Below are 23,210 nucleotides of genomic sequence, written 5' to 3' on the forward strand. Positions count from 1 at the left end.
CTAAATCTCCTAAAAAACCCGGTTTCTTTGAACTCAACGAGATGACCAGAAACCGGGTTTTTCCGAAATAATTCGCGACCGCCCTAAATCTCCTAAAAAACCCGGTTTCTTTGAACTCAACGAGATGGTCAAAATTACAAATATCGAGTTAACTGCACTCGATAGCGTTCTTTTTTAGTTACCATAACTTCCCCAATTTCCAATCTTCCCTTACCGCTAACAGCGATTAAATCTCCAGATTTAACGTGATAACTAGATTGGGTGATATCTTTCCAGTTAACTCGCACGTCACCTCTGTCAATGAATTCAACCATTTTGCTGCGAGACATGGCAAATCCGGCCGAAGCCACAGCATCCAATCTCATCGATGCTTCAACGGTTGTCATTTCTTTCTTTTTGGGTTCTCTAATTTTTAGTTCGCTTAACTCAATGCGCCGAGTTTTCACAGGAACCGATCGCACTTGCTGCAAACTCATCTCCAGATACTCTACCATTTCCGGCATGACGATCGCCTGCGCGCCACGTTCGCCCAACACAATCACGTCGCCGGTTTTCTCGCGGACAATTCCCGTACCCAGCATAGCGCCTAAGAAGTCGCGGTGACTGGCGGTGTCGAACAGGAAATTGCCGGCTATCTCCACCGCAGTAACGCTAACACTCGCAGAGTCGATCGGGATGGACGATCGGGCGATCGCAATTCTCTGTCTTTCAGCTTGCGGGTAGCCGCCCCAAGGCACTAATTCCACATCACTTAAGCGCTTAAATACCGTCAGAGTATCCGCCAACTCCGGCGGCGACAGAAAATCAGTCAGAGTAACTTCCCAAGTTTTAATTGCTTGTTCCGCTTGGTCTAATGCCCGCGCCACACATTCGCGATTTTCGATACCTTTTAACAGTTCTTCTTTTTGTAACATCAGTCAATTTTTGATTCTAATTTGAAATTGCCAAACCTTGCTGTAACTAAAAACTCTACTTCTTTAACAGTCGCACTATTCTAATTATAGCCTAAGATTGTCAAATCAGGACATGATGATTTTTGTTGCTGGTAAAGCTGATATGATGAACGTGATTATTGTACAAAATGTATGAAGTCTTCGAGTTTAAGCAAGGTTAATATTTCAACGCGGTTTCTGTCTCCGGAAGCAGCCGAACCGTTGAAACAAGCGCTACAGGATAAAAGCCTTGTACCCGAGGAAGCAGCGGCATTATTAGCAGCAGACGAACAGCGCGCCATTCCTGCCATCAGCAAAAATAAGGCGTTGATCCAGGAAATTCAGCATCGGGTGCAAAGCTTGCCATCTTTCCATTCCCTGCTACAGGGCGATAGCCGAAACTTGATAGATATTCCCGATGAAAGCGTGCATCTGGTAGTCACATCGCCCCCGTACTGGAATTTAAAAGCATATCTCAAAAACCCAAACCAGCTTGGGGAAATAGCAGACTACGAACAGTTTTTGCAAGAGCTCGATCGAGTATGGCAGCAAATATGGCGCGTTTTAGTCCCCGGCGGACGGCTGGTGATTGTGGTGGGCGATGTCTGTGTTGCGCGCCGGCGGTTTGGGAGACACATGGTATTTCCCCTGCACGCCAGCATTCAGGAAAACTCCCGCCATCTGGGATTTGATAACCTCGCACCGATTATCTGGTACAAAATAGCCAATGCTTCCCTAGAAGCAGCGGGAAACGGCACCAGTTTTCTCGGCAAACCCTACGAGCCCGGAGGTGTCATCAAAAACGACATCGAATTTATCCTAATGCAGCGCAAGCCAGGGGGCTACCGCAGTCCCAGCCTGACAGCACGGGTATTGTCCGTGATACCGGAAACCTTACACCGACAGTGGTTTCAACAAATTTGGCAGGATATCAAAGGCGCTTCCACCAAGCAACACCCCGCCCCCTATCCTTTGGAACTAGCAGAAAGGCTGGTGCGGATGTTTTCCTTTGCTGGGGACACGGTACTTGACCCATTTATGGGGACGGGGACAACCTGCGTCGCCGCAGCCAACTGGGGACGCAACAGTATCGGGGTAGATGTTGAGCCAAATTACCATCAGATGGCGCTGAAACGGATGCAAGAAACCTATGGCTTGCGCGTAGTCTATGAGGAATTGATGGCGGAGATTGCCGAATGACGGGACAGCTTTGCCAATAACTTCAACAACCGCACAGAAGAAGCGATGGGGGCGGCTCTCGACATCTGGACAGCTTACCGGGAAGGAGTGTTTGGCGAAGCACCTCCGCCACCGTGGTTAGGATATCTGTTTGTTTTAGAAGACAGCCCGGCCTCGCGCAACCCGGTACAGGTTGCTGAACCGCATTTCGCGGTTTTGCCGGAGTTTAGAGGGGCAAGCTATGCTCAACGCTACAAACTTTTTTGTCAGAAGATGGTGCGGGAAAGGCATTTCACGGCTGCTTGTTTTTTAGTGACAAATCGCGAACAGGCTGCACAAAATCCCAACTATACGGAGCCATGTTCAGACTTGTCGGCTGCCAATTTTTTGGAACGGCTTATTCGTCATGCGCTGTAGGGTAGGTTACAGATTTTATGCCCCGCTCAACTGCTGTTTTTACCGATTACAAAATATCACTTAAATCCAACACAAAACCGGGGAGTACATCTTCACCTGAGACAGTTCGAGGCGCATCTAAAATTTCTACTTCTCTACCTTGACGGGAGATTTCTACTTGCCGATTTTTGCGATCGAGCAACCAGCCCAAACGAGCACCATTTTTCAGATACAATCTCATTTTAGCCCGCAATTTTTCTAGGGAATCTGTGGGCGAGCGCAATTCCACCACAAAATCGGGACAAATTGGTGCAAATTTCTCTTTTTCTTCGGGAGTTAAAGCATCCCACCTGTCGCGCCGAATCCAAGCAGCATCGGGAGAAATATCTGCACCGTCGGGTAGTTTAAATCCAGTTGAAGAATCAAAAGCAATTCCTAAATGCTTATTTTGACGGCTCCAACTTTGGAGTTGATACGATAAATCAATATTGCGGTTGCCACTATAGCTACCCGTAGGTGACATAATAATTAATCCTCCAGTAGAAGTACGCTCAAATCTGAAATCTCGGTTTTCTTGACACAACTGAAAAAATTGTTCGTCAGTTAGATCGATTGTTAATTCGAGCGGAGAAGATAAGGCGAGCGTTTGAACTTCCATCGGTTTCTCCAAATATCAAGTAAGGTCAAATATTCTGGTAACACAACTTGAATCCAAGTCAATATTAGATTGTTGCCATAATACTAACTTGGATTTTTTAACCGCAGATGTAGGCAGATGTACGCAGAGGAACGCAGATGGGAATTAAGTCTCTGTATAACCTTGCATATTTTCCGGTTCAAACTGCTTTAAAATATTCGCAGCTTTATTGGTTAAATTGTCATTACCTTTAACTGCAATCAAAAATTTGCCCGCATTCAAACGGTTGCGGTACGGTAAAGCATCGCCGCTACCAAAAGCCATTCCTCCCGCACCGCCGACAAATACGCTGCCCATTCCGGCCGCGATCGCACCGAGCACTCCGCCGATCGCGTGATCGCCAATTTCGCCCGCCCATGCAAAAGTCTTCAACTCTGTCATCAAGCTAAAAGTAACGCCCGCAATGAAGCCAAACGGTATCAGCCAAACAGCCATGAGTTTAGCTTGTTTCTTTGCTTGCTGGTTGGGGTCGATTAAGCCAAATTCATCCGCAGTTTTGTAGCCGCGGCCCAAAATGCTCACTTGCTTCATGGGTAAGCCTTCTTTTTCTAGGGCGCAATAGGCAGCTTCGGCTTGCATTCGATCGGGCAGTACGGCGATAAGATAATTCATTGACCACAATTCCTGATAGTTAGGTTCGGATACCCGGAATTTATTATAGCCTGAAAAGACTTGCTACCTAAGCAATTGGGCGTTTTTCAGACGATCGCTCGCATTCGATCGCCCGCAAAGCTAAAATATTTCACGCAAAAACGACCGACCTTGACCGAATACAGATACAATTCAAACTGCACAAAGGCAAGCTTGAGCTGAGCTGTTAGATACTGCTCTAAGTCATAAGTCTCAACTTTGAGCTCGCCAACCCTCGGCCTATTTTTACTATTGCACTCAATTGCTTGCTATGCCTAAAGTTCTAGTATCCGATCCGATCGACCAAGCCGGAATTGACATCCTCTCCCAAGTCGCACAAGTTGACGTAAACACAGGACTCTGTGCCGAAGAGCTCGTGCGAATTATTCCAGATTACGACGCTTTGATGATCCGTTCTGGCACCCAAGTTACCAAAGAAATCATTGAAGCCGGAAATCTCCTCAAAATTATCGGCAGAGCCGGCGTTGGCGTAGATAATGTCGATGTACCCGCCGCTACCCGCAAAGGAATTGTAGTCGTCAACTCCCCCGAAGGCAACACGATCGCCGCCGCTGAACACGCGATCGCCATGATGCTCTCGATGTCCCGCCACATCCCCGAAGCCAACGCCTCCGTCAAAAGCGGTAAATGGGAACGCAACCGCTTCATCGGTGTAGAAGTTTACAAAAAAACCCTCGGTATCGTCGGTTTGGGCAAAATCGGCTCCCATCTCGCCACCGCAGCTAAAGCAATGGGCATGAAACTGCTCGCTTACGATCCCTTCATCTCCACCGAAAGAGCCGAACAGTTGGGCTGTCGCTTGGTAGAACTCGAACTGCTGATGCGCGAATCCGACTACATCACGCTGCACATCCCCAAAACGCCGGAAACCCTGCACTTAATTAACGCTGACGTGCTGTCGAAGATGAAGCCCACGGCCCGGATTATTAATTGCGCCAGAGGTGGCATCATCGACGAAGCAGCCCTCGCAGAAGCTATTAAATCAGGCCAGATCGCCGGTGCAGCGATCGATGTTTACGAACATGAGCCGCTGGAAGCTGATTCTCCGCTACGGAATGTCGGCCAAAACATCGTGCTGACGCCTCACTTGGGAGCTTCCACCGCTGAAGCTCAGGTGAATGTGGCGATCGATGTTGCCGAACAAATCCGTGATGTGTTGTTGGGACTCCCCGCGCGATCGGCTGTTAACATCCCCGGAATTTACCCAGACTCGATCGAAAAACTCAAACCCTACCTGCAACTCGCCGAAACCCTAGGCAACCTCGTCAGCCAGCTAGCCGGAGGCCGAGTCGATTACCTCAACGTCCAACTCCAAGGCGAATTGGCCAGCAACCAAAGCCAGCCCGTAGTCGTCGCCTCCCTCAAAGGCCTGCTCTCCCAAGCCCTGCGAGAGCGCGTTAACTACGTCAACGCCAGCATTGAAGCCAAAGAACGCGGAATTCGCGTCGTTGAAACCAGAGACGCCTCAATCCGCGACTACACAGGCTCTCTGCGCCTCTCGGCAAAGGGAACTCTCGGCGAACACACAGTCACGGGTGCAGTCCTCGGCGAAAGCGAAATTCGGATTACCAGCGTTGACGATTTCCCAGTCAACGTTTGCCCGACTCACCATATGCTGTTTACCCTGCACCGCGATATGCCGGGAATTATTGGCAAAATTGGTTCCCAATTGGGCAGTTTTAATGTCAATATTGCCAGTATGCAAGTAGGCCGTAAAATCGTCCGCGGCGATGCGGTGATGGTTTTGAGCCTCGATGACCCTCTACCAGAGGGGATATTGGCTGAAATTATCAAAGTTCCGGGAATTCGGGATGCTTACACGGTAAATCTTTGAAGGATTTTAGATTTTAGGTTTTGAATGCAGGGACTGATAATTGGTAATTCAGTAATTGGTAACGGGTAATTGGCAAGAAAACTGGAATTTTTTCTATTACGTCAATCCTAACCGTCAAGTCCCCAGTCTCCCTCCGCCAATCTCGAATCTCAAATCTCAAATCTCAAATCTCAAATCTTTACACGGTAAATCTTTGAAGGATTTGAGATTTTAGGTGCCGCCAATCTCAAGTCTCAAATCTCAAATCGTTACACGGTAAATCTTTGAAGGATTTTGGAGTTGAGATGGGCGGATGCAGGGACTGATAATTGGTAATCGGTAATTAGTCATTGGTAATTGGCAACAAAGCTGGAATTTTTCTATTAGTCCATCCTCATTCCTCACTCCCCAGTTCCCAGTCTCCAGTTCCTGACGGGCCAATCTAAAATCTAAAATCTAAAATCTAAAATAGTTATGGCACATAGCTGGTGGGAAATTAGAATTCTTTGCGATCCGGCGCTGGAAGATATCATCTTTTGGCGTCTGGAACGGTTTAACTGTCGGGGAACTGCCACTCAGATCAAAAGCAATTCCTGCCTGATGTCGGCTTATTTACCCGAAGAACAAGCAGGATTGCTGGATTTGGCGGCCCTGTCTTTGTGGCTGCGCCAAGATGCTTTGTGTGCGGGTTTTCCCTTACCTGCGATGCAGTGGGATTTGATTGAAGATGAAGACTGGGGCAGCACTTGGAAGCAGCACTGGCAGCCTCAAGAAGTGGGCGATCGCTTTTTAGTTAATCCGGCTTGGCTTCCCCCACCGACTAATACCGATCGCGTTGTCTTGCGTTTAGATCCAGGTGTCGCTTTCGGTACTGGTGCTCACGCTACAACTCAACTCTGTCTGGAGTCGCTGGAAATGCGCCTCGGTTTTAATGACAACAAGTGCATTGTTGCTGATATCGGCTGCGGATCGGGTATTTTGTCGATCGGCGCCGTTTTGCTGGGCGCCACAAAAGTTTATGCTTTGGATACAGATCCCTTAGCAGTGCGATCGACAATTAGCAACCGACAACTCAACCGCATAAAACCGCAGCAGTTGGTTGCAGAGCTCGGAAGTATCGATCGTTTGATCGAAATGACCGACGGCCCGATCGACGGTTTGATGTGCAATATTCTAGCAGAAGTAATCATAGATTTGATACCGCAGTTCACCGCCATTAGCAAGCCGACTACTTGGGCAGTTCTCAGCGGCATTTTGCTCGAACAAGCTAAACCAATTGCAGACACCCTCGAACAGCACGGCTGGATTGTCGCTACTCTGTGGAAGCGCCAAGATTGGTGCTGTTTCAATATTCGGCGGAGTTAAGAATTAGGAATTAGCAGGGTTTGATCGTTCGGAATGCGAGTCCTTATTCAGTAATTTGTAGGGTGCGTCAGCTAGCATAATTCAATTCACCAGCAATCAGATATTAGCTGACGCACCTTACAGAAGTTGGGTAAGATAGTAATTGCAGCAGAATCATTAAGATCGAGAAATTATATTAAGTTTGCAGTCAGGACTAAAGTCCTTCTTCAGACCACGAAAGAGGACTAAAGTCCTCACTACAAACCAATTTTATCGCGGTCGCTCGACAGCAGATGATATTAGAGAACGAACCTAAAAAGAGACAGAGCCGATTCAATAAAAACTATTCACCAAAATCAACAATATCTTACCAACAGAAGACTGAACAAAACCAAAAACATGATAACTTGACAGCATCACCAACAACATTTCGATCGCAGAAACAATTGACCCATAGTGATTCCGATCCCAATAAGAAATCGGACTGATAAAACGGTAATTGCTGAACGGAAAAAAGTGCCTGTGAGCATCATCATTGTGAACTGGCCAATCTCCCAAAGAGTGCAAAATCATACTCAAAAACAGAATTTGCACATTTTGCCAACCTAAATAATAAGCAATTAACCAACCAATCACCGCTAGGGGAATCGAATGAAACAAAGCAACAATATTTTGGTTCAAAGGCTCATAGTATGCTTCCGACCAGATTTTAGCGGACGGCAAGCGAGCAATGTACTTCGCCCAAAAGTAAAATAAAAATATCGGGATATCGGGTAAGATTCCGCCGATCGCAATAATCAGATTAAATTGCGGCAGTTGCGGTTTACCCAGAATAGCCAGATTGATAATAGCGTGACTGGGAGTTTTCATAGGTAGGGTGCGTCAGCTACGACTATTTTGTCCATAATCTATCAGATATTGGCTGACGCACCCCCGGGTGTGAGATAATCGGCGGTGGTTACAAGTGAGGTTGCAGTCGATCGATCAACTGCGCCGGTTGCAATACTCCCTCAATGCGATCGACCTCAACACCATTTTTGAACAGCACCAAAGTCGGCAAAGCATAAATGTGAAACTGCGAAGCCAACTGCTCGTACTTATCCGTATCAATCTTAACAACCATGAGCTTATCTTTCGTCTGACCGCTCACCTGCTCCAAAATCGGCACCATCATCTGACAAGGCCCGCACCAAGTAGCATAAAAATCTACCAGTACAGGCAAATCAGAGCTCGATAGTAACTCCTCAAAACTGTTGAACTGTTTTTGAACTGCCATCTTAAAAATGTGGTAAAGGGACGCCCATTATACCCGAAGGGTTAACGAGTAAGGAATTGTGACAACTGAACTCGGTGAGTCAGTATAAATTTTTTTGGTTCTGGATCGATTTTAGTGCAGAATTTTGTGAGCGTAGATTTGCGAGGACAGAATTATGGAATTATTGCCAGAGATATATCAGAGATTGCGGGGTCAAGTTGCCGTAGTCACCGGTGCATCCCGGGGAATCGGCCGCGCCGTCGCTTTCAGCTTAGCAGCAGAGGGCGCTAAAGTCGCCGTTAACTATGCGAGTTCGAGTGCTGCGGCTGATGAAGCCGTAGCAGAAATTATTGCAGCAGGTGGAGAGGCGATCGCCCTTGCAGCAGATGTCTCCAAAACTGACCAAGTAGATGCACTCATCAGCAAAGTCATGGAAAAATGGGGACGGATTGACATTTTGGTGAACAATGCCGGCATCACCCGCGATACTTTGCTGCTGCGGATGAAGCTAGAAGATTGGCAAGCAGTGATTGATTTGAATCTCACCGGCGTATTTTTGTGTACAAAAGCTGCCAGCAAAATCATGCTGAAACAGCGCAGCGGCCGAATTATTAATATTGCTTCGGTTGCCGGCCAAATGGGAAATCCCGGACAAGCTAATTACAGTGCGGCGAAGGCTGGAGTAATTGGATTTACTAAAACTGTGGCGAAAGAGTTGGCGAGTCGCGCAATTACTGTAAATGCGGTTGCACCGGGTTTTATCACCACAGATATGACAAAAGATGTCAAATCTGATGAGATTTTAAAGTACATTCCGCTGGGAAGATACGGCGAAGTTGAGGAAGTTGCGGGGATGGTGAAGTTTTTGGCAGCGGATGCGGCGGCGGCCTATGTTACCGGGCAAGTTTTTAATGTCGATGGCGGCATGGTGATGGCTTAGATTGGGTCATTTTTAACCGCAGATGCACGCGGATGAACGCGGATATCTGCGGTTATGAATTTATTTCAAATCCCTGTAGGGTTCTTATCGGTGCACCTTCCCCGATTCGACCACCTTCTTACTTTGACAAAACTCCTCAAATAGTTCAAAAAAGCTATTTAAAGAGTTCAAAAAAGCTATTTAGGGCATCCGTCTCATCCTGAGAAAAAAATATAATTCTATTTGCCCATACTTGAGATGAATCAATATTAAATTTTTTCTATATCTATTCTTGAAAGCCATCTATAGCGATCCTAAATCATTTGTGAACTTCTTCTTACTCCCTCCCCTTAGCAAGGGGAGGGTTGGGGTGGGGTAAAAAATCTACGACTCCTGCAAGGATTGCTATAGAGCGTTTTCTTCTTTTAGAGGTACGCCAAGCTGGTACTGTGCCACATTATATCCCGACAAGAAAGCCTGAAGGCAACTAATTGACACCAGGCACAAATAGACTGAAGGTTTATTCTTAATTTTTTTGAGAAGCTCGGAGAGATTATCCATACAAACTATCCCCTTGAATACTTGAGTACAACAATACTTATAGCGGTTCTCAAGCGTGGTGAGGTATGCCCAATGCCCTGTTTGCCCACGGAGGCCTATGCCCACGGAGGCCTATGCCCTATGCCCACGGAGGCCTATGCCCTATCCCCTATCCCCATGAGTACCTCATCTTTCTGAGAAAGGCTATATATTCTTAACTCTATCTAATACGATTTATAAAAACTATTGCTACACGACAATTGTGGCGCGGAGTGAGACACTTTAGTCGCATATGTAAGGTGCGGATATTTAAGATTGTCGCTTTTTCGGGTGCATCTGGTTTTTGAAGAGGGCGAAGCATGACCGCATATAAGTTATTAGTTATAATCTTATATTCACGGAGGTCATGCTATAGCCCATACACACATATTTGACAAACACAGATGTACCAGATTTTTATTTAAGGATTGCCGATGTATCCGCACCCTGCGAATAATCTTGCCATCCCGTTGAATGCTTTAGTATCACAATAATTATCTGCTCAGATTAATCTAAATTTCACAATTCAAATATTTTCCGAATCCAATTCCGCGCCGCAGCCAATAAACCCCTCAACTTATTGACAAAATCCTGCCAAACCGAATTTTTCTCAACCTCGGAAATCTCCTGGATTTCTACGGGTAGCGGCGGCATTCCGACAACTTCGTAAAGCGGATATTCGCCGCTTTTTCCGGGGATTTTAACTGATACGCACTGGTTGACGATCGCCAAATCCTTAATTTCCTCATAAGTCTCCTGGGAAATCAACAGACTTGTACCCACTTGCTTGTTCGCAGCTTCAATCCGGCTGGCAAAATTCACCGCATCCCCGATCGCCGTAACCGACTGATTTTTCGACTCCCCCAGGTTCCCTACAACCGCCAAACCGCAGTGAATCCCAATCCCAATCCGCAACCTGTGACGGTATAAAGTCTCAAAATAGGGATTGAGTTTCTCTAGTTCCTCCAGCATATCCACCCCAGCCCTCACCGCTTGTTCCGCCGCCTTGTCTGAGTTTTCCAACCCAAACAGCGCCATAAAACCATCGCCCATATAATTATTGATCATCCCGCCGTTGCGGTTGATCGCATAACCCATTTTTTGGAAATAGCGATTTAAAACATAAATTACATCGTAGGGTAACAGCGATTCTGCAAACGGCGTAAACCCTCGAATATCGGCAAACAAAATTGCAATTTTCTTTTCTTGACCCACCGGAGCATGAATAAACTTTCCGGCCATTTCGTCGTTAAATGATTCCAAGTCTTCAGAATCGATCGCCAGCCGGCGCAAAATCACCTTCCCGCCCGCCACCTGCGTCTGACACGCCAGCCTAATTTCCGGCTCTAGACGCAATTTTTTCGCCAGCTCATCTTCCGCTGAATTGCGGGGCGAGCAAAATTCTAAACCTTCGACAATCAAGACGCGACAAGTCGAACACCGCGCACTACCGCCACAGGCGTGGGTGTGGGGAATACCTGCACGCAGCGAAGCTTCCAGAATTATATCGTTGTCGTATATTTCGATCGCGCGATCGTCCGGCAGATAGTGAATCTCTGGCATATGTGGCGTTTCTAGCTAAGTAGCGAGGCATGGACGAGCGGACATCTGTTATTGCAGCGACTCTATCTGCAAACCCGGTTTTTTGACATCTTTTCTGCATAGCCTGATTCATTCAGTATAAGTGGCGATCGGCACTTGCTTCTCGTGCCGTCAGCTCAACCGCACAACAAACTCAGCGTTAAATTGGCGATCGTGCCATGAAAAAACCTCAATTCCATGCCAAGTAAAGCCTGTGGAATCAAGCTCAAAGCTCAAAGCTCAAAGCTCAAATTAACTGACATAATTCTTAATAAATTTATGATAGCTGAAAACCCTATAAATCCGTTATTGAATCCCCTGCAACCGCCAGATATTTTGAGAGTTTTTCAGGTTTTTTTCTGCCAAACCTTACCTGATAAGAGTTTGAGTTTTTTTGCTCCCTAAGGAGCAGCCAATTTGCTTGAGATAGAATAGCAGCATCTTTAAAACCCGTATAACCATGAGTTCATCAACAGCCCTACAAAACATCGAACAGCACATCCCGCTGGTGGGAAATATCCATCTCAAAAGCCCGATCGCCTACCGAGTAACCCGCGTCGCAGTCAGTGCAGTAAACGCGGTGCAAATGGCAGTAGCAGAGTCTTATATCAACGGCTTAGAAGTACCGGATTCTGTATTGCGAGGTCTTTTTGATACCTGTATGCCCGTCTTTTTTAAGTATTTTCCCTCCCTCCTCGCACCCTACGAATGGGTACTCAAAGAAACAGAGCATACAGCCGAAGGCCCGCGAGATTTAATGAAAATTCAGTACGACTTACCTCAAGCCATGCTGAATCCCATGTTAGGCGATAGCAAACTCATTTATCCTAAATACAGCATGGGATTGTGGGAAAAAGGAGCCGCCAACCTCGAAGCATCCCAAATCCAGATGATTGATGATGTGATTGAGAAGCTAGAGATTCAGGATGGCGATCGAATTTTAGACTTTGGCTGCGGTTGGGGCTGCGTTCCCAATTACATTCTTGGCAAATTCCCCAATGTCCAGTTTACTGGCATTAACCTCAGCCAGCACCAATGCGAATATATGCGTCAGAAGATGCAAGACCCCGAAAGCTACCTCAGTTCAGGTCGATTTACCCTATTTGAAGGCGATTTGAACGACGCCCAATTCGACACCAAATTTGACAAAATTCTCTCGATCGGAGTTTTTTGTCATGTCGGAAATTTAACCAAAGCTTTCCAAAAGCTCGCCTCTTTCCTCAAAGATAACGGCCGCGTTTTCATTCACATCATCACAGTTCGTACCCCTAACAACATCTCCAGCGTTTTCACCCACAAATACATTTTCCCCCACGGCCGTTACTGGAAATACGATGCCGTTCCCAGCTACAACAAAGACCTCAAAACCATCAAACAATGGTATCTCAACGGATACAATTACTCTACAACCTTTGCTAACTGGCTGAAAAACTTTGATGACTCTCAGGCGATAGTCAAAGATTTAGAGTACGGCATCGACTATGCCAAATTTCGCCGCATCTGGCGGTTTTACTTGATTTGGTTTGTTGCTAATTTCGCCAGTTGCGATGGTGAATATAACGGCAACGGTCAATATTTAATGGTTCATGCCTAATCGCTGACGCTCCTGGACGCATCAACCGGTTTTCTTCACCCCCATACTTCGTTCAAACTCTCAATCACAGTGAAAAGCTCGGTTGATGAGAGTCGGAGTGCGTCCAGGACTGCCCCAGATGTGAACTCCGGCTAATTACCTATAATTAGCCCGTGTTTTTAATGAAGACTAAAGTCCTCCTTGTTCGATCGTTCGGAATGCGAGTCCTCCTTAATTATGGTTAGATAACCGAACACGAACTCATTTGCGATCCTAGGCGTTGGCCAAAAATCATGGTACAGTAGGTTGACTGGAACGAAGGGAAACCGAAGCTACTGTTGCATAGGTTTTTTGAATTAGGATAACTTTCGCTTCGCTCAATGGCTTGGAGTTCGGGACGAAGCTTGACTGATTATCCCATAGTACCAGTACAGCGACAAGTCGCAGAAACATCAGTCCAAACTGTCCGGAGCGCAATTACCAGTATCCGAACTATGATTATATCAAGTTCTCTGATCGAGTCACAAGACTTGCTTGTTCCCAGCCCATATATGTGGTAATTGTTACCTATATCTTACTAGAAAATAAGGGCTAAAATTGATAAATGGTAAAAACTATGAAACCTTCCCTTCCTCAAGACGATGCCAACAAACAACAGCGCAGTGATTACTTGAATCGCCAGCAACAAGCTTATCAGTTTGACTATAACAGTTTATCACCTTTGGCATTATTAAAAACCGTGCCAGCGATCGAGAATTTTTCGAGCGACTATATTGGAGAACGGATATTAGCAACTGCTGAACTTCCTGTAAATATGTTGGCAGTCCAGGCGAGATCTTTTCTAGATCCTCTCGACGAACTCCAAGACTATGAAGACTTCTTTACCGTGCTGCGGCTGCCTCAAGTTGCCAAGACTTACCAAACCGATCGCTCTTTTGCCGAACAGCGCTTGTCAGGGGCAAATCCGATGGTGCTTCGCTTCTTAAATGCCACCGACCCCCGGGCAGAAATCCTCACAAAACTTGACAGCAAGCAGCCATTATTGGAGATCCCCAAACTGTTTCGGGAAAAAAGTATTTACATTGCCGATTACACGGGTACTGACGCCAACTATCGCGCGCCTGCTCGAATTCAAGGAGGCACCTATGAAAAGGGCAGGAAATACTTGCCGAAACCCCGTGCTTTCTTCGCTTGGCGGTGGACGGGAGTGCGCGATCGGGGTGAACTTGCACCCCTGGCCATCCAACTAGACCCCAAACCGGGCAGCCATATCTACACCCCATCCGATCCGCCCCTCGATTGGTTGTTTGCCAAAGTCTGCGTGCAAATAGCAGACGCCAATCACCACGAAATGAGCTCGCATTTAGGTCGAACCCATCTTGTCATGGAACCGATCGCGATCGTCACAGCCCGACAGTTAGCTGAAAATCATCCCCTCAGCTTACTGCTCAAACCCCACTTTCGCTTCATGTTGACCAACAACAATCTCGCACGCGCTCAGTTGATCAGCCCTGCTGGCCCAGTTGATGAGTTGCTAGCAGGAACCTTACCAGAGACAATAGATATCAGCAGGGAAGCCTGCACTAACTGGAGTCTCGATCAATTTGCCCTCCCAACGGAACTAAAAAACCGAGGAATGGACAACACAACTCAATTACCTCACTATCCTTACCGAGATGACGGATTGCTGCTTTGGAACGCAATTAAAACCTTTGTATCCGGGTATCTCAAATACTTTTACTCGACCAAGCAGAAAATTACAGATGATAGCGAACTGCAACGCTGGGCCCAAGAATTATCCTCCGAGACAGGAGGTAAAGTCAAAGGAATGCCACAGCGCATTGACGATGTTCAACAATTGATTGAAATTGTCACAACAGTGATTTTCACTTGTGGGCCGCAGCATTCTGCTGTGAATTATACCCAGCATCAATACATGAGTTTTGCCGCCAATATGCCTTTGGCTGGCTACCGGGATATTCCGGGAATTAACAAGTCAGGTCTTCCAGAAGTAATTACAGAACTGAAGCTTCTACAGTTGCTTCCACCCTACAAAAAAACTGCCGATCAACTGCAAATTCTGTTTACTCTGTCAGCTTATAAATATGACCGTTTGGGTTATTACGATCGATCTTTCCGAGAACTCTACCGTGCCACCTTCGACGAAGTTTTTGAGGGAACTCCCATTCAACAATTAGTCAGACAGTTCCAGCAAGATTTGAATATGGCAGAACAGAAGATTGATGCCAACAATAAAAAGCGATTAGTGCCATATATTGCTCTCAAACCTTCTTTAGTGATCAATAGCATCAGCATTTAATATCGTGTCCGATCGATTGAACGCAATCAGATTGGATCGCGCGAACTGTTGTTGTTATGGTAATCGACTGGACATGATATAATACCAAATCATCGTTAAAAACCGCCGAACTGGCTCGGCGGTTTTTAACCCGATGTAACCTAAAATAATCTGATGTCCGCTCAATTCCCTCCGCAACGCTTAGCCCGCCATCAAAACGGTTTGTAGTGCCCCCGAAGAGTCCGCATCCATAACGCTTGACTCTGCGTCCTCACTACAAACCCAATCTTCGGACATGATATAAGGAATGAGAATTAAATAACTTACACAAGTTTGTGGGGTGGGCTCTTGTAGCCCGCCCTTTTTGGACGATGCTCAAGAGCCCATCCCACAATAACAATTAAAATTGTAAGTTATTTAATTCGCGATCCTAACTGTGTAAAAGCCGTAGGTGTGCACTGCACACCTTACTTTTTCAACATAGTTAAATTAGCCTTTATATTCTTCCAGAATACTGCAATTAACGGACATTTTTGCTAAAGAATCAGTGAAGGTAACTTCATCTTTGTAATGCCGTGGCGTTTCCATCAGCAACCGCCAAGCTTCCCCAGCATTTATTAAATTCATCCGATCGGGATAGTGAATTTGTAACAACTCTTGCACCATCGGGTAATAGTTTGAGTTGATGCTGGGGAAAATGTGGTGCTCTGTGTGGTAAGAGAAATGCAAGTGCAGCAGGTCAAATATTTTAGGAACTCGCAGCGAAGCACTATTGATCAGCGGGTCATTAATGCTAGTCATCCGACAACCCATGTGGTTGGTATAGATGTAAAACATTGCTCCTGCATGACCAAGTGCGATCGGCAAAATGTATGCCAGAGTAACTTTAATCGGGTTAAAGTCTAGGTAGAACAAGATGCTCAGATGAATTCCCAAGATTCCCAGACATTCCCAGGCGATTATCGATCGATCTTTCGGACTAACGGTAAACGCAGCGGGCACGTAATCCACAGATTTATCGTTGAATAACAATACCGATGACACGTTGCGGAAGTTATGCACCGCCCACGATCCAGCCATTCCGACAATTAACCACAGCGGATTGACTTCCACCGACGGTACAAATAGATTTTGAATCCATTTTCCCCAGGTATCGGGCTGCTGGTGCAGGTAATTGCGATCGGGGTCTGCTAAGGAATTGGTAGTATTGTGGTGTACGAGGTTGTGCAGGGATTTCCACTGAGTAGGTGGCATCAATAGCATACTTAGGCCTAAAAAGGCGATCGGATAAGTCAGCCGAGACTTTTTCTGAACGCTACCGTGCATCAAATCGTGGGAGCTAAATAGCAAAACTATGATACTATTGCCCATAATCGCGGCTAAAGGTAAGTAAAGCCATAAAAGATAGACAGACCAGCGATCGAGATAGTCGGCAATTCCCCATCCCAGCAATAAAATTCCCAGATTGATTAACAGTATTGCTAATTTGCTAGGATCTGGTTCAAAGGCATTTGGTGGCAGCAGCGGACGCAATTTTTTAGCATAAGCCGATTGGTGAATTAGCGTTTCGCGATCGACAGTCTCGTCTAAAGAAATGAGCATTTTTTCGGAATTCATTGTTTGCTAATCATACCAAAATGTCACTCAGATTATTTTTCTGATATTTATTAGTATATCATCTTTGGGAATAAATTTATTTTATAAATTCATTTTATGATGATATTTACATGATATTTATATGTGTTAGACAGACATTTTTAAAATCCTATTCGCTGTCAAAAAAAGATGCTTGGCTCGGCATCTGGAACAATACTATATCATATTCGGTCGATTACAATAACAACAACAGTTCGCTCGTTTAGACAAAAGTACGGACTTCAGTCCGCAAATATCCAATCTGATTTCGGTTCATCGATCGCACAGTATATTATACCATTGTTACAAATCTTTGCTATAAAAAAGTGTTGCGAAAGAGTGAAACGGAGGGTTGTTGACACGGGTCATTGACAATACTAGGTACGTCACCATCAGATCGTCAATATGCAACTTAAGGATTTATCGCAGGCGAGCCACGCTACGACTACCACTATCTTGAAATACATCTGCGTTTATCTACATTTATCTGCGGTTTTCCTCTGTATTCAATATTTATAAAATAAGTCTTATATACTTCAATACGCGATTGTTAAGGCAATCCCGTCCGGTTTCATGATGTAAAAAATAGATCCGGAGATTGCTCTCCCGTAGCGCAATGACCAAAAAACGTTAACAATCGCGTATTGTTATATACTTAAATTAATACCAAGGTCAAAAAATCTTGATATAATTATTATTGATTGTCGATAAATTATCTGTCATTTGCATAACTCCGGCTGGACACCCTACTGTGCCGTTGGCATACAGATAAAATGCTCTAATTTCGGTAGTAGCAATATTTTTTATAATTAGTATAAATTCAACAGCCAAACTGCCAAAGGTAACTCAGCTAAAATTGTCCGTTACCTTGAACAATTTCTTTAATTGTTGTCAGCGTATCTAGCCCAATCAATCCCCGGCGATAACCTTTTTGGTTAGACATTCCCAAAAATATAGCATCTCCCCGATTTTGATATCGCCAAAACCGAGGCGAGGCATTAATAAAAGTTGAGGCGCTGTTCACATCCAGAGCAAATTGGCGGCTTTCTAAGTAAGATTCAGTGGCGATGGCGTCAGCGTGGCCGCTGCTGTAGCGGTTAATCCAGCCGATCGCAATTTCCAGATTATCAACAACTTTAAACGCTATGGTTTTGTTTAAATACGGTTGAGTCCATTCGTAGGGTTCAGCCAGCCTCAAGTCAGGGAAATCTGCGACGAGATCCGCGTCGGCGCTAATTTTAAAGCCTTTTTCTTTTAAACTGTTCCACAGCCTGACTAGGGAAGAATGCTTTTGGTTGCGATCGATCAACACTTTCTCGATCGCGTTTACCGGATCTGGCACGCTTTGATGGCTGTCCAAAATCATCCACCTTGCCATCTCCAAACTACCAGTCGGCGACCAATAAAGGTAACAATTGCCCATTGCCGATCGCAACACGGGCGCCGTGCACAGTCTTACCACCTGCTGCACCAAACTCGGCCTACCGTAGGGAATAATTAAATTGAGATATTGGTCTTGAGTGACTAAATCCCGGATCGAAGCGCCCCGATCCGGCGGCAATACCTGCAAACATCCTGACGGCAAACCGACCTCATCGATCGCCGACATCAAAGCTTCTCCAATTACAGCATTAGTTTGCCAGCTTTCGCTGCCGCCTTTGAGAATCAAACTGTTAGCGCTTTTGAGACACAAACCTGCCCCGATCGCCCCCAACTCGGGAAACGCCTCGTAAATTAGCGCGATCGCCCCTAGTGGCAGCGATTGACAGTATACCTGACAGCGATCGACTTGATAAGAAGCATTGATCACCCTGCCAATTGGATCTGGCATTTCCCCCAAGCGTTGCAAAATTTGGACAGTTGTCTTGATCCGTTCCGGCGTCAGCTTCAGCCAGTCCACAATCAAGTCGGGAATCGCCATGTCGCGACTCGCTTCTAAATCCAGAGTATTGGCTTCTAAAATGTCATTTTGTCGGCGTTTGAGCGCGATCGCCATAGCCTGCAAAGCGGCAGCGCGATCCGTACTTTTGGTTGCCGCCAATTCCAAAGAAGCTTGATAAGCGCGGCGGGCGACATTGGCCCCCTCTGATGAATGGCTAAAATCCTCTATTATCATTTAACTAACGCCTGTAAGCCAGCCATACCATCAGCGCCGGCAGCATTGCTAACAGCACAGCGACCATTGCCCACAGAATAACATTCGGGCCCGGCGAGTGCAGCGCCAGGGGCAACCAAATCACTAGCGGCACCAAAATCATCCCCAGGGCCAGCGGCAAGTAGTGCGCCTTCAAACCCGGATGTGCTCTGTGCCACTGGTTGCCCGTCCACCGCCAAGCCTGCTTGTAAGGATAGTTCGTTGATAGTTGCTCGATGACGTGTCCGCTTTCCTCCAATACAAATATTTGCTGACAGCGGTTGCAGCCAAAGGCTTCTGTCAGCGTTATGGGTACGAGACGACCGCGGCGCCGGCAAGGGCACGGGTACTCATCGTTTAAGTCAATTTTGGGAGCTTTTTGAGATGGCACGAGCGATCAGATAAAAAAAGCGTTTTTGCAACAATAATCGTTAACATATCTATTTCATCAAGCTTGTCAATTCTGCCCTATCTACGCTTTCAACTGCCTATTCCGAGCGATCGCCCGAGCGGCAATTCTGACTTGCAAGCTATGAACTCAATTTTACCACTAACTGAGGTATTTTTAACCACCGTTAGCAATATACCCAAGACTTGCTTGCTATACTTTCCGGTTTTGTTTATTTTCTCGATCTTTTCAAGCGGGTGACGCGATTCGAACGCGCGACATTCACCTTGGCAAGGTGACGCTCTACCACTGAGCTACACCCGCATTTCCTGCGGTCTTAACTATAATGTCTCACTTCTCGGAATTTGTCAAGTCTTTTTTGTAAGTTTTTTTCATAAACTCGCTGGGGCGCGCCCCAATGCCCTTCCCCGTCTGAAATTACCGCCGCCAGATTCTTAAAAAAATCAGTAATTGCATTGCTTTTGACCGCGATCCGCCGACGGCAAAGCTACAATCAAGCTGCAATTGTGGGAGAACACTGCTCATGTCAGACTTAAATCGCGGAATCATGAAGTTCAAAGGAGCTGACAGCCCGATCGCCATCGCCATTTCGGCGATCGTCATTGCGGGCGGAATCGGCTTTCTGATCTGGTGGGCGCTGCAATCAGCCTACGCATTGAGCTAAGAGACTGCTCCATCCTCAAAATTATCAAGCATTGCTCAGAAGGCAGAATTTAAGCAAAATTCTGTCTTCTGCATTTTTTTTGCCCTCAGACAGCATTTGCCAAAGCGTTTTATGGTGCTTATCCTGAGCTTGATGAGTGTTTTATCCTGGTCAATCATAATATGCGATCTCTTCTCTTAACCGTAGCTTTCATCTGCTTAGCCACCCCCGCTGTTGCCACAACTTGCGAGGAAAGCTTTCAAAAAAAAGGGGACTTTTTCAATGGTGCCGCCTTTTCGGCGCGCGTTCAGGTTGAGGGGTTAACGGTAGAAAAAGCATTTTCTCAATTACGACCCATTTTAGCCCGCGAGGGCATCAAGACTGTCAGCACCGATGTGAGCATGGGTGTAATGAAAGCGGAAAATCCCGCCACAGCGTTTCAGCGTGCTTTGCCGATCGATGTATTTGCCTCACAGGATGGCAATCTATTAAATGTAGAGATGATCTTTACGCTTCCGAGTGGGGTGGGTGCCAGCAGGGACACCGTGAAGAAATACTTGTGCGGTGCGCTCAATCAATTGTTGCCCAAAAGTACCAGCACAAGGACTTCTGCGACACCACAACTCAGTTCGACATTGGATTAATTCGATCGCTCTTGTTGAAACTATCGGCGCTAATCTGCGTTAATCTGCCGTTTCCTCTTCCTGGATCAACCCTTCAAATATCATCGCGGGCGATCGTCGATAAATCTGCTTCCAGGGCGATCGCCGTTTCACCATAAATAATATCAATTCCCGATCGCCCGTGGCTGCGATCGCACTCAGCCCCCGGTATGCTCTAGTGTTATCCCAAAAAGATCCCCGAATGACTACTTTTGTAGTACACTTGTAAGCAAGGCGCCCGGAGCGCGCAGTTATCAGACTCAAGTTTTTACAAGGGTTGTATCTCAAAAAAAAATTATGGCAAGCTTTCGCGACATCCTCAAATACTACAGCGACTACTGGAAAATGTCGGTTTTCAGCATCGCTGCATCCAGCCTGTTTGAACTCGCCGATCTAGCTGTGCCCTACGCGATCGGGCAACTGTTAAACGTATTGTCGAATCAACCTACAGATACAGTAACGCAAAAATCGATCGCAGCGATCGCCTCACTTACCCAACAGCCCGCCAGTAAAATATTATCGCTATCGGTATTGCTGGGCTTAATTTTTCTGGTAACAGTCGCCAAAGCACCCATACAGCCTTGGGTGGGGAATTGGTATCACTGGGCGCTACCATTGACAGCACGACGCGATCGAATGAGAGGGGCGATTAGTAAAATCCTGACATTACCCCTAGAATTCTACGACGAAAACAACGCCGGACGCCTGGACAGCCGCATGGCCAAAGGCATCGCCAACCACACTTGGACATACCCAGAAATTGCCGGTCAATTTATCCCCGAAGTCGTCCGCTTAACCGGCGTTTTTACAGTTATCTGGCTCATAGAATGGCGCATCGGCTTATTAATTTTAGTTTCCTTTCTATTTATCCTCGGTTTTACCTTAAAAACTCTGATGGTAGTTACTCAGAGAGAAGAAAAACTGGATGAATACATCGAAGATACCGAAAGCCGCAACTCGGAAATTATCACCAACATCAAAACAGTCAAAGCTTTTGCGACGGAAACAGAGGAACTCACAAGGCAAACAACCAGGCTCGATCGCGAATTGAAAGTTGTAATTAACCGCATTCACAAAGGATACGTCACCCTGGGAACATACCAACAGACGATCGTGCAGTTTTGCCTGTTTTCAGTTCTGGGTTTTAGCCTAGCAGAAACCGTTGCAGGCAAGATGTCTCTGGGATATTTTGTCACAGTTTACACTTTGGCAAGCATGGCCTATTCCCAACTGCGTCCGATTAGCATTATCGCCGAATTATTTGCCCGCCGCTATTCTTCAATGATCCGCTTCCACGAGTTTATGCAGTTACCAGACGGTATAGATGCGGTGAATTTAGCAACGGAAAATGCTGTATCCGCCTCGCCCTATAGATTTAGTGGGAAAATTGAGTTTTGCGGACTGACTTTCGGGTACGATCGCCAAAAGCCTGTTTTGCAGGATGTCAATTTATTGATCCATCCCCGTCAGACTGTAGCATTAGTCGGGCGATCGGGTTCGGGGAAATCAACATTAGTTAAACTGCTGTTTCGGTATTTCGAGCCCAACTGCGGCCGCATTCTGATCGACGGCGAGGATATTTCCAGTTTAGATGTGACTGGCTACCGCAAGCGTTTAGCCATTGTTCATCAAGAAGTAGACGTTTTTAATGGCACTTTGCTGGAAAATTTGAAATATGGCAACCCGAAAGCAAGTTTCGCGCAGGTTGAGGAAGCTTGTCGCATCGCCCGAGTTGATGAGTTTGTGAACTTGTTGCCCCAAGGTTACTATACCGTTGTCGGGGAACGCGGAATGCGGTTATCCGGCGGTCAGCGCCAGCGGTTGGGCATAGCTAGGGCGCTGTTGGTGGAGCCGGACGTGTTAATCTTTGACGAAGCTACTTCTAGTTTGGATTATGAGTCGGAGCGATCGATCCAGCTAGCCATGCAAAATATTTTGGGTACACGCACCACCATAATTATCGCCCACCGACTGAGTACAATTCGCGAAGCCGATGCGATCGTCGTACTCGACGGCGGTAAAATCGTCGAAGTTGGCAGCCACGACGAACTCTTGAACCAAAAAGGCATTTACCGCCGCCTGCACTCCCTGCAAGAAACCGGCCAATTAGTGAATTAGGAATTGCCACTTAGCTTAGACTTCGGTTGCTATAAGAATCCTAGACGCACAGGTGGCCAGAAACCGGGTTTTTCATGCGTTTACTTCGTTGTAACATCAAATTCTGTAAAAAACCCGGTTTCTGCAATCGCAGTGCGTCAGCCCTCGAAATTTCCTAGACGCACAGGTGGCCAGAAACCGGGTTTTTCACGAAAATAGTCGTTGCAACCCTCAGATTCGGTAAAAAACCCGGTTTCTGCAATCGCAGTGCGTCAGTCCTCGAAAGTTCCTAGACGCACAGGTGCCCAGAAACCGGGTTTTTACCAAAATAGTCGTTGCAACCCTCAGATTCGGTAAAAAACCCGGTTTCTGCAATCGCAGTGCGTCAGCCCTCGAAAGTTCTATTTTCCGG

Annotated in this window: 19 protein-coding genes, 1 tRNA gene and 1 pseudogene; 10 read left to right on the plus strand and 11 right to left on the minus strand. The window is 46.3% G+C overall.

From position 1 onward, the window contains the following. Positions 1 to 134: 134 nt before the first annotated feature. On the minus strand, positions 135 to 914 hold the full coding sequence (locus QUB64_RS05175) for a photosystem II S4 domain protein (RefSeq protein ID WP_333270545.1): 780 nt from the start codon (positions 912 to 914) through the stop codon (positions 135 to 137). A 171-nt stretch (positions 915 to 1,085) separates the two neighbouring features. On the opposite strand from QUB64_RS05175, the gene QUB64_RS05180 reads away from it, so the two are divergent. Both QUB64_RS05180 and QUB64_RS05185 read left to right on the plus strand, forming a co-directional pair. Next, positions 1,086 to 2,132, plus strand: a complete 1,047-nt coding sequence (locus QUB64_RS05180; RefSeq protein WP_333270547.1) for a DNA-methyltransferase — start codon at positions 1,086 to 1,088, stop codon at positions 2,130 to 2,132. Positions 2,133 to 2,150: 18 nt separating this feature from the next. Beyond that, positions 2,151 to 2,528: pseudogene (locus QUB64_RS05185) on the plus strand (PaeR7I family type II restriction endonuclease); the annotation flags it as partial. A gap of 46 nt (positions 2,529 to 2,574) precedes the next feature. Here the strand turns inward: QUB64_RS05185 and QUB64_RS05190 are convergent. Continuing rightward, complete coding sequence (locus QUB64_RS05190; protein ID WP_333270549.1) at positions 2,575 to 3,165, minus strand: Uma2 family endonuclease; 591 nt, start codon at positions 3,163 to 3,165, stop codon at positions 2,575 to 2,577. A 144-nt stretch (positions 3,166 to 3,309) separates the two neighbouring features. Then, on the minus strand, positions 3,310 to 3,816 hold the full coding sequence (locus tag QUB64_RS05195) for a hypothetical protein (protein WP_333270551.1): 507 nt from the start codon (positions 3,814 to 3,816) through the stop codon (positions 3,310 to 3,312). Between the two features lie 289 nt (positions 3,817 to 4,105). Between QUB64_RS05195 and serA the strand changes: the two genes are divergently transcribed. Together serA and prmA are read left to right on the plus strand one after the other, a co-directional pair. Continuing rightward, entirely contained in the window at positions 4,106 to 5,689 is a 1,584-nt protein-coding gene (serA, locus tag QUB64_RS05200) for a phosphoglycerate dehydrogenase (RefSeq protein WP_333270553.1), read from the plus strand. 453 nt (positions 5,690 to 6,142) lie between these two features. Continuing rightward, a complete protein-coding gene (gene prmA / locus QUB64_RS05205) occupies positions 6,143 to 7,033 on the plus strand; it encodes a 50S ribosomal protein L11 methyltransferase (protein ID WP_333270556.1) in 891 nt (296 codons plus the stop codon). A gap of 312 nt (positions 7,034 to 7,345) precedes the next feature. Here prmA and QUB64_RS05210 read toward each other — a convergent pair whose 3' ends face one another. Beyond that, positions 7,346 to 7,882: a hypothetical protein gene (locus QUB64_RS05210; protein ID WP_333270559.1), complete on the minus strand. Its 537-nt coding sequence runs from the start codon at positions 7,880 to 7,882 to the stop codon at positions 7,346 to 7,348. 88 nt (positions 7,883 to 7,970) lie between these two features. Then, entirely contained in the window at positions 7,971 to 8,288 is a 318-nt protein-coding gene (trxA, locus tag QUB64_RS05215; RefSeq protein ID WP_293148879.1) for a thioredoxin, read from the minus strand. A 154-nt stretch (positions 8,289 to 8,442) separates the two neighbouring features. Between trxA and fabG the strand changes: the two genes are divergently transcribed. Beyond that, positions 8,443 to 9,207 carry a 3-oxoacyl-[acyl-carrier-protein] reductase gene (gene fabG / locus QUB64_RS05220; RefSeq protein ID WP_333270565.1) on the plus strand — a complete coding sequence of 255 codons (765 nt, stop codon included), beginning with the start codon at positions 8,443 to 8,445 and terminating at the stop codon, positions 9,205 to 9,207. A 1,077-nt stretch (positions 9,208 to 10,284) separates the two neighbouring features. Here fabG and QUB64_RS05225 read toward each other — a convergent pair. Beyond that, complete coding sequence (locus tag QUB64_RS05225) at positions 10,285 to 11,328, minus strand: adenylate/guanylate cyclase domain-containing protein (RefSeq protein ID WP_333270568.1); 1,044 nt, start codon at positions 11,326 to 11,328, stop codon at positions 10,285 to 10,287. A gap of 478 nt (positions 11,329 to 11,806) precedes the next feature. On the opposite strand from QUB64_RS05225, the gene QUB64_RS05230 reads away from it, so the two are divergent. Beyond that, entirely contained in the window at positions 11,807 to 12,940 is a 1,134-nt protein-coding gene (locus tag QUB64_RS05230) for an SAM-dependent methyltransferase (protein WP_333270569.1), read from the plus strand. 595 nt (positions 12,941 to 13,535) lie between these two features. After that, on the plus strand, positions 13,536 to 15,239 hold the full coding sequence (locus QUB64_RS05235) for a lipoxygenase family protein (protein WP_333325708.1): 1,704 nt from the start codon (positions 13,536 to 13,538) through the stop codon (positions 15,237 to 15,239). Positions 15,240 to 15,707: 468 nt separating this feature from the next. On the opposite strand, the gene QUB64_RS05240 is transcribed toward QUB64_RS05235, so the two are convergent. The 4 genes from QUB64_RS05240 to QUB64_RS05255 all read right to left on the minus strand — a co-directional run bounded on the left by QUB64_RS05240 (position 15,708) and on the right by QUB64_RS05255 (position 19,699). Further along, positions 15,708 to 16,820: a fatty acid desaturase family protein gene (locus tag QUB64_RS05240; RefSeq protein ID WP_333270574.1), complete on the minus strand. Its 1,113-nt coding sequence runs from the start codon at positions 16,818 to 16,820 to the stop codon at positions 15,708 to 15,710. 883 nt (positions 16,821 to 17,703) lie between these two features. Continuing rightward, the gene (locus tag QUB64_RS05245; RefSeq protein ID WP_333270577.1) at positions 17,704 to 18,969 is read right to left on the minus strand and encodes a glutamate-5-semialdehyde dehydrogenase; all 1,266 of its coding nucleotides are present in this window, start codon (positions 18,967 to 18,969) and stop codon (positions 17,704 to 17,706) included. 4 nt (positions 18,970 to 18,973) lie between these two features. Beyond that, positions 18,974 to 19,378 carry a hypothetical protein gene (locus QUB64_RS05250; protein ID WP_333270580.1) on the minus strand — a complete coding sequence of 135 codons (405 nt, stop codon included), beginning with the start codon at positions 19,376 to 19,378 and terminating at the stop codon, positions 18,974 to 18,976. A gap of 249 nt (positions 19,379 to 19,627) precedes the next feature. After that, positions 19,628 to 19,699: transfer RNA gene (locus QUB64_RS05255), tRNA-Gly, on the minus strand. 220 nt (positions 19,700 to 19,919) lie between these two features. Between QUB64_RS05255 and QUB64_RS05260 the strand changes: the two genes are divergently transcribed. Further along, positions 19,920 to 20,060 (plus strand): hypothetical protein, encoded by a 141-nt coding sequence (locus QUB64_RS05260; RefSeq protein ID WP_333270583.1) that lies wholly within the window; start codon positions 19,920 to 19,922, stop codon positions 20,058 to 20,060. A gap of 161 nt (positions 20,061 to 20,221) precedes the next feature. After that, positions 20,222 to 20,683 carry a hypothetical protein gene (locus QUB64_RS05265; protein WP_333270586.1) on the plus strand — a complete coding sequence of 154 codons (462 nt, stop codon included), beginning with the start codon at positions 20,222 to 20,224 and terminating at the stop codon, positions 20,681 to 20,683. Between the two features lie 39 nt (positions 20,684 to 20,722). Here QUB64_RS05265 and QUB64_RS05270 read toward each other — a convergent pair whose 3' ends face one another. Continuing rightward, entirely contained in the window at positions 20,723 to 20,965 is a 243-nt protein-coding gene (locus tag QUB64_RS05270) for a hypothetical protein (protein WP_333270589.1), read from the minus strand. A gap of 33 nt (positions 20,966 to 20,998) precedes the next feature. On the opposite strand from QUB64_RS05270, the gene QUB64_RS05275 reads away from it, so the two are divergent. Next, entirely contained in the window at positions 20,999 to 22,819 is a 1,821-nt protein-coding gene (locus QUB64_RS05275; protein WP_333270593.1) for an ABC transporter ATP-binding protein, read from the plus strand. The last annotated feature ends 391 nt before the right edge of the window (positions 22,820 to 23,210 follow it).

This window comes from Microcoleus sp. Aus8_D2 (assembly GCF_036702665.1).
Classification (GTDB): Bacteria; Cyanobacteriota; Cyanobacteriia; order Cyanobacteriales; family Microcoleaceae; genus Microcoleus.

Coding starts and splice junctions, on each gene's coding strand:
- QUB64_RS05175 (WP_333270545.1), bottom strand. CDS start 914: ATGTTACAAAAAGAAGAACTGTTAAAAGGTATCGAAAATCGCGAATGT.
- QUB64_RS05180 (WP_333270547.1), top strand. CDS start 1,086: ATGAAGTCTTCGAGTTTAAGCAAGGTTAATATTTCAACGCGGTTTCTG.
- QUB64_RS05190 (WP_333270549.1), bottom strand. CDS start 3,165: ATGGAAGTTCAAACGCTCGCCTTATCTTCTCCGCTCGAATTAACAATC.
- QUB64_RS05195 (WP_333270551.1), bottom strand. CDS start 3,816: ATGAATTATCTTATCGCCGTACTGCCCGATCGAATGCAAGCCGAAGCT.
- serA (WP_333270553.1), top strand. CDS start 4,106: ATGCCTAAAGTTCTAGTATCCGATCCGATCGACCAAGCCGGAATTGAC.
- prmA (WP_333270556.1), top strand. CDS start 6,143: ATGGCACATAGCTGGTGGGAAATTAGAATTCTTTGCGATCCGGCGCTG.
- QUB64_RS05210 (WP_333270559.1), bottom strand. CDS start 7,882: ATGAAAACTCCCAGTCACGCTATTATCAATCTGGCTATTCTGGGTAAA.
- trxA (WP_293148879.1), bottom strand. CDS start 8,288: ATGGCAGTTCAAAAACAGTTCAACAGTTTTGAGGAGTTACTATCGAGC.
- fabG (WP_333270565.1), top strand. CDS start 8,443: ATGGAATTATTGCCAGAGATATATCAGAGATTGCGGGGTCAAGTTGCC.
- QUB64_RS05225 (WP_333270568.1), bottom strand. CDS start 11,328: ATGCCAGAGATTCACTATCTGCCGGACGATCGCGCGATCGAAATATAC.
- QUB64_RS05230 (WP_333270569.1), top strand. CDS start 11,807: ATGAGTTCATCAACAGCCCTACAAAACATCGAACAGCACATCCCGCTG.
- QUB64_RS05235 (WP_333325708.1), top strand. CDS start 13,536: ATGAAACCTTCCCTTCCTCAAGACGATGCCAACAAACAACAGCGCAGT.
- QUB64_RS05240 (WP_333270574.1), bottom strand. CDS start 16,820: ATGCTCATTTCTTTAGACGAGACTGTCGATCGCGAAACGCTAATTCAC.
- QUB64_RS05245 (WP_333270577.1), bottom strand. CDS start 18,969: ATGATAATAGAGGATTTTAGCCATTCATCAGAGGGGGCCAATGTCGCC.
- QUB64_RS05260 (WP_333270583.1), top strand. CDS start 19,920: ATGTCAGACTTAAATCGCGGAATCATGAAGTTCAAAGGAGCTGACAGC.
- QUB64_RS05265 (WP_333270586.1), top strand. CDS start 20,222: ATGCGATCTCTTCTCTTAACCGTAGCTTTCATCTGCTTAGCCACCCCC.
- QUB64_RS05275 (WP_333270593.1), top strand. CDS start 20,999: ATGGCAAGCTTTCGCGACATCCTCAAATACTACAGCGACTACTGGAAA.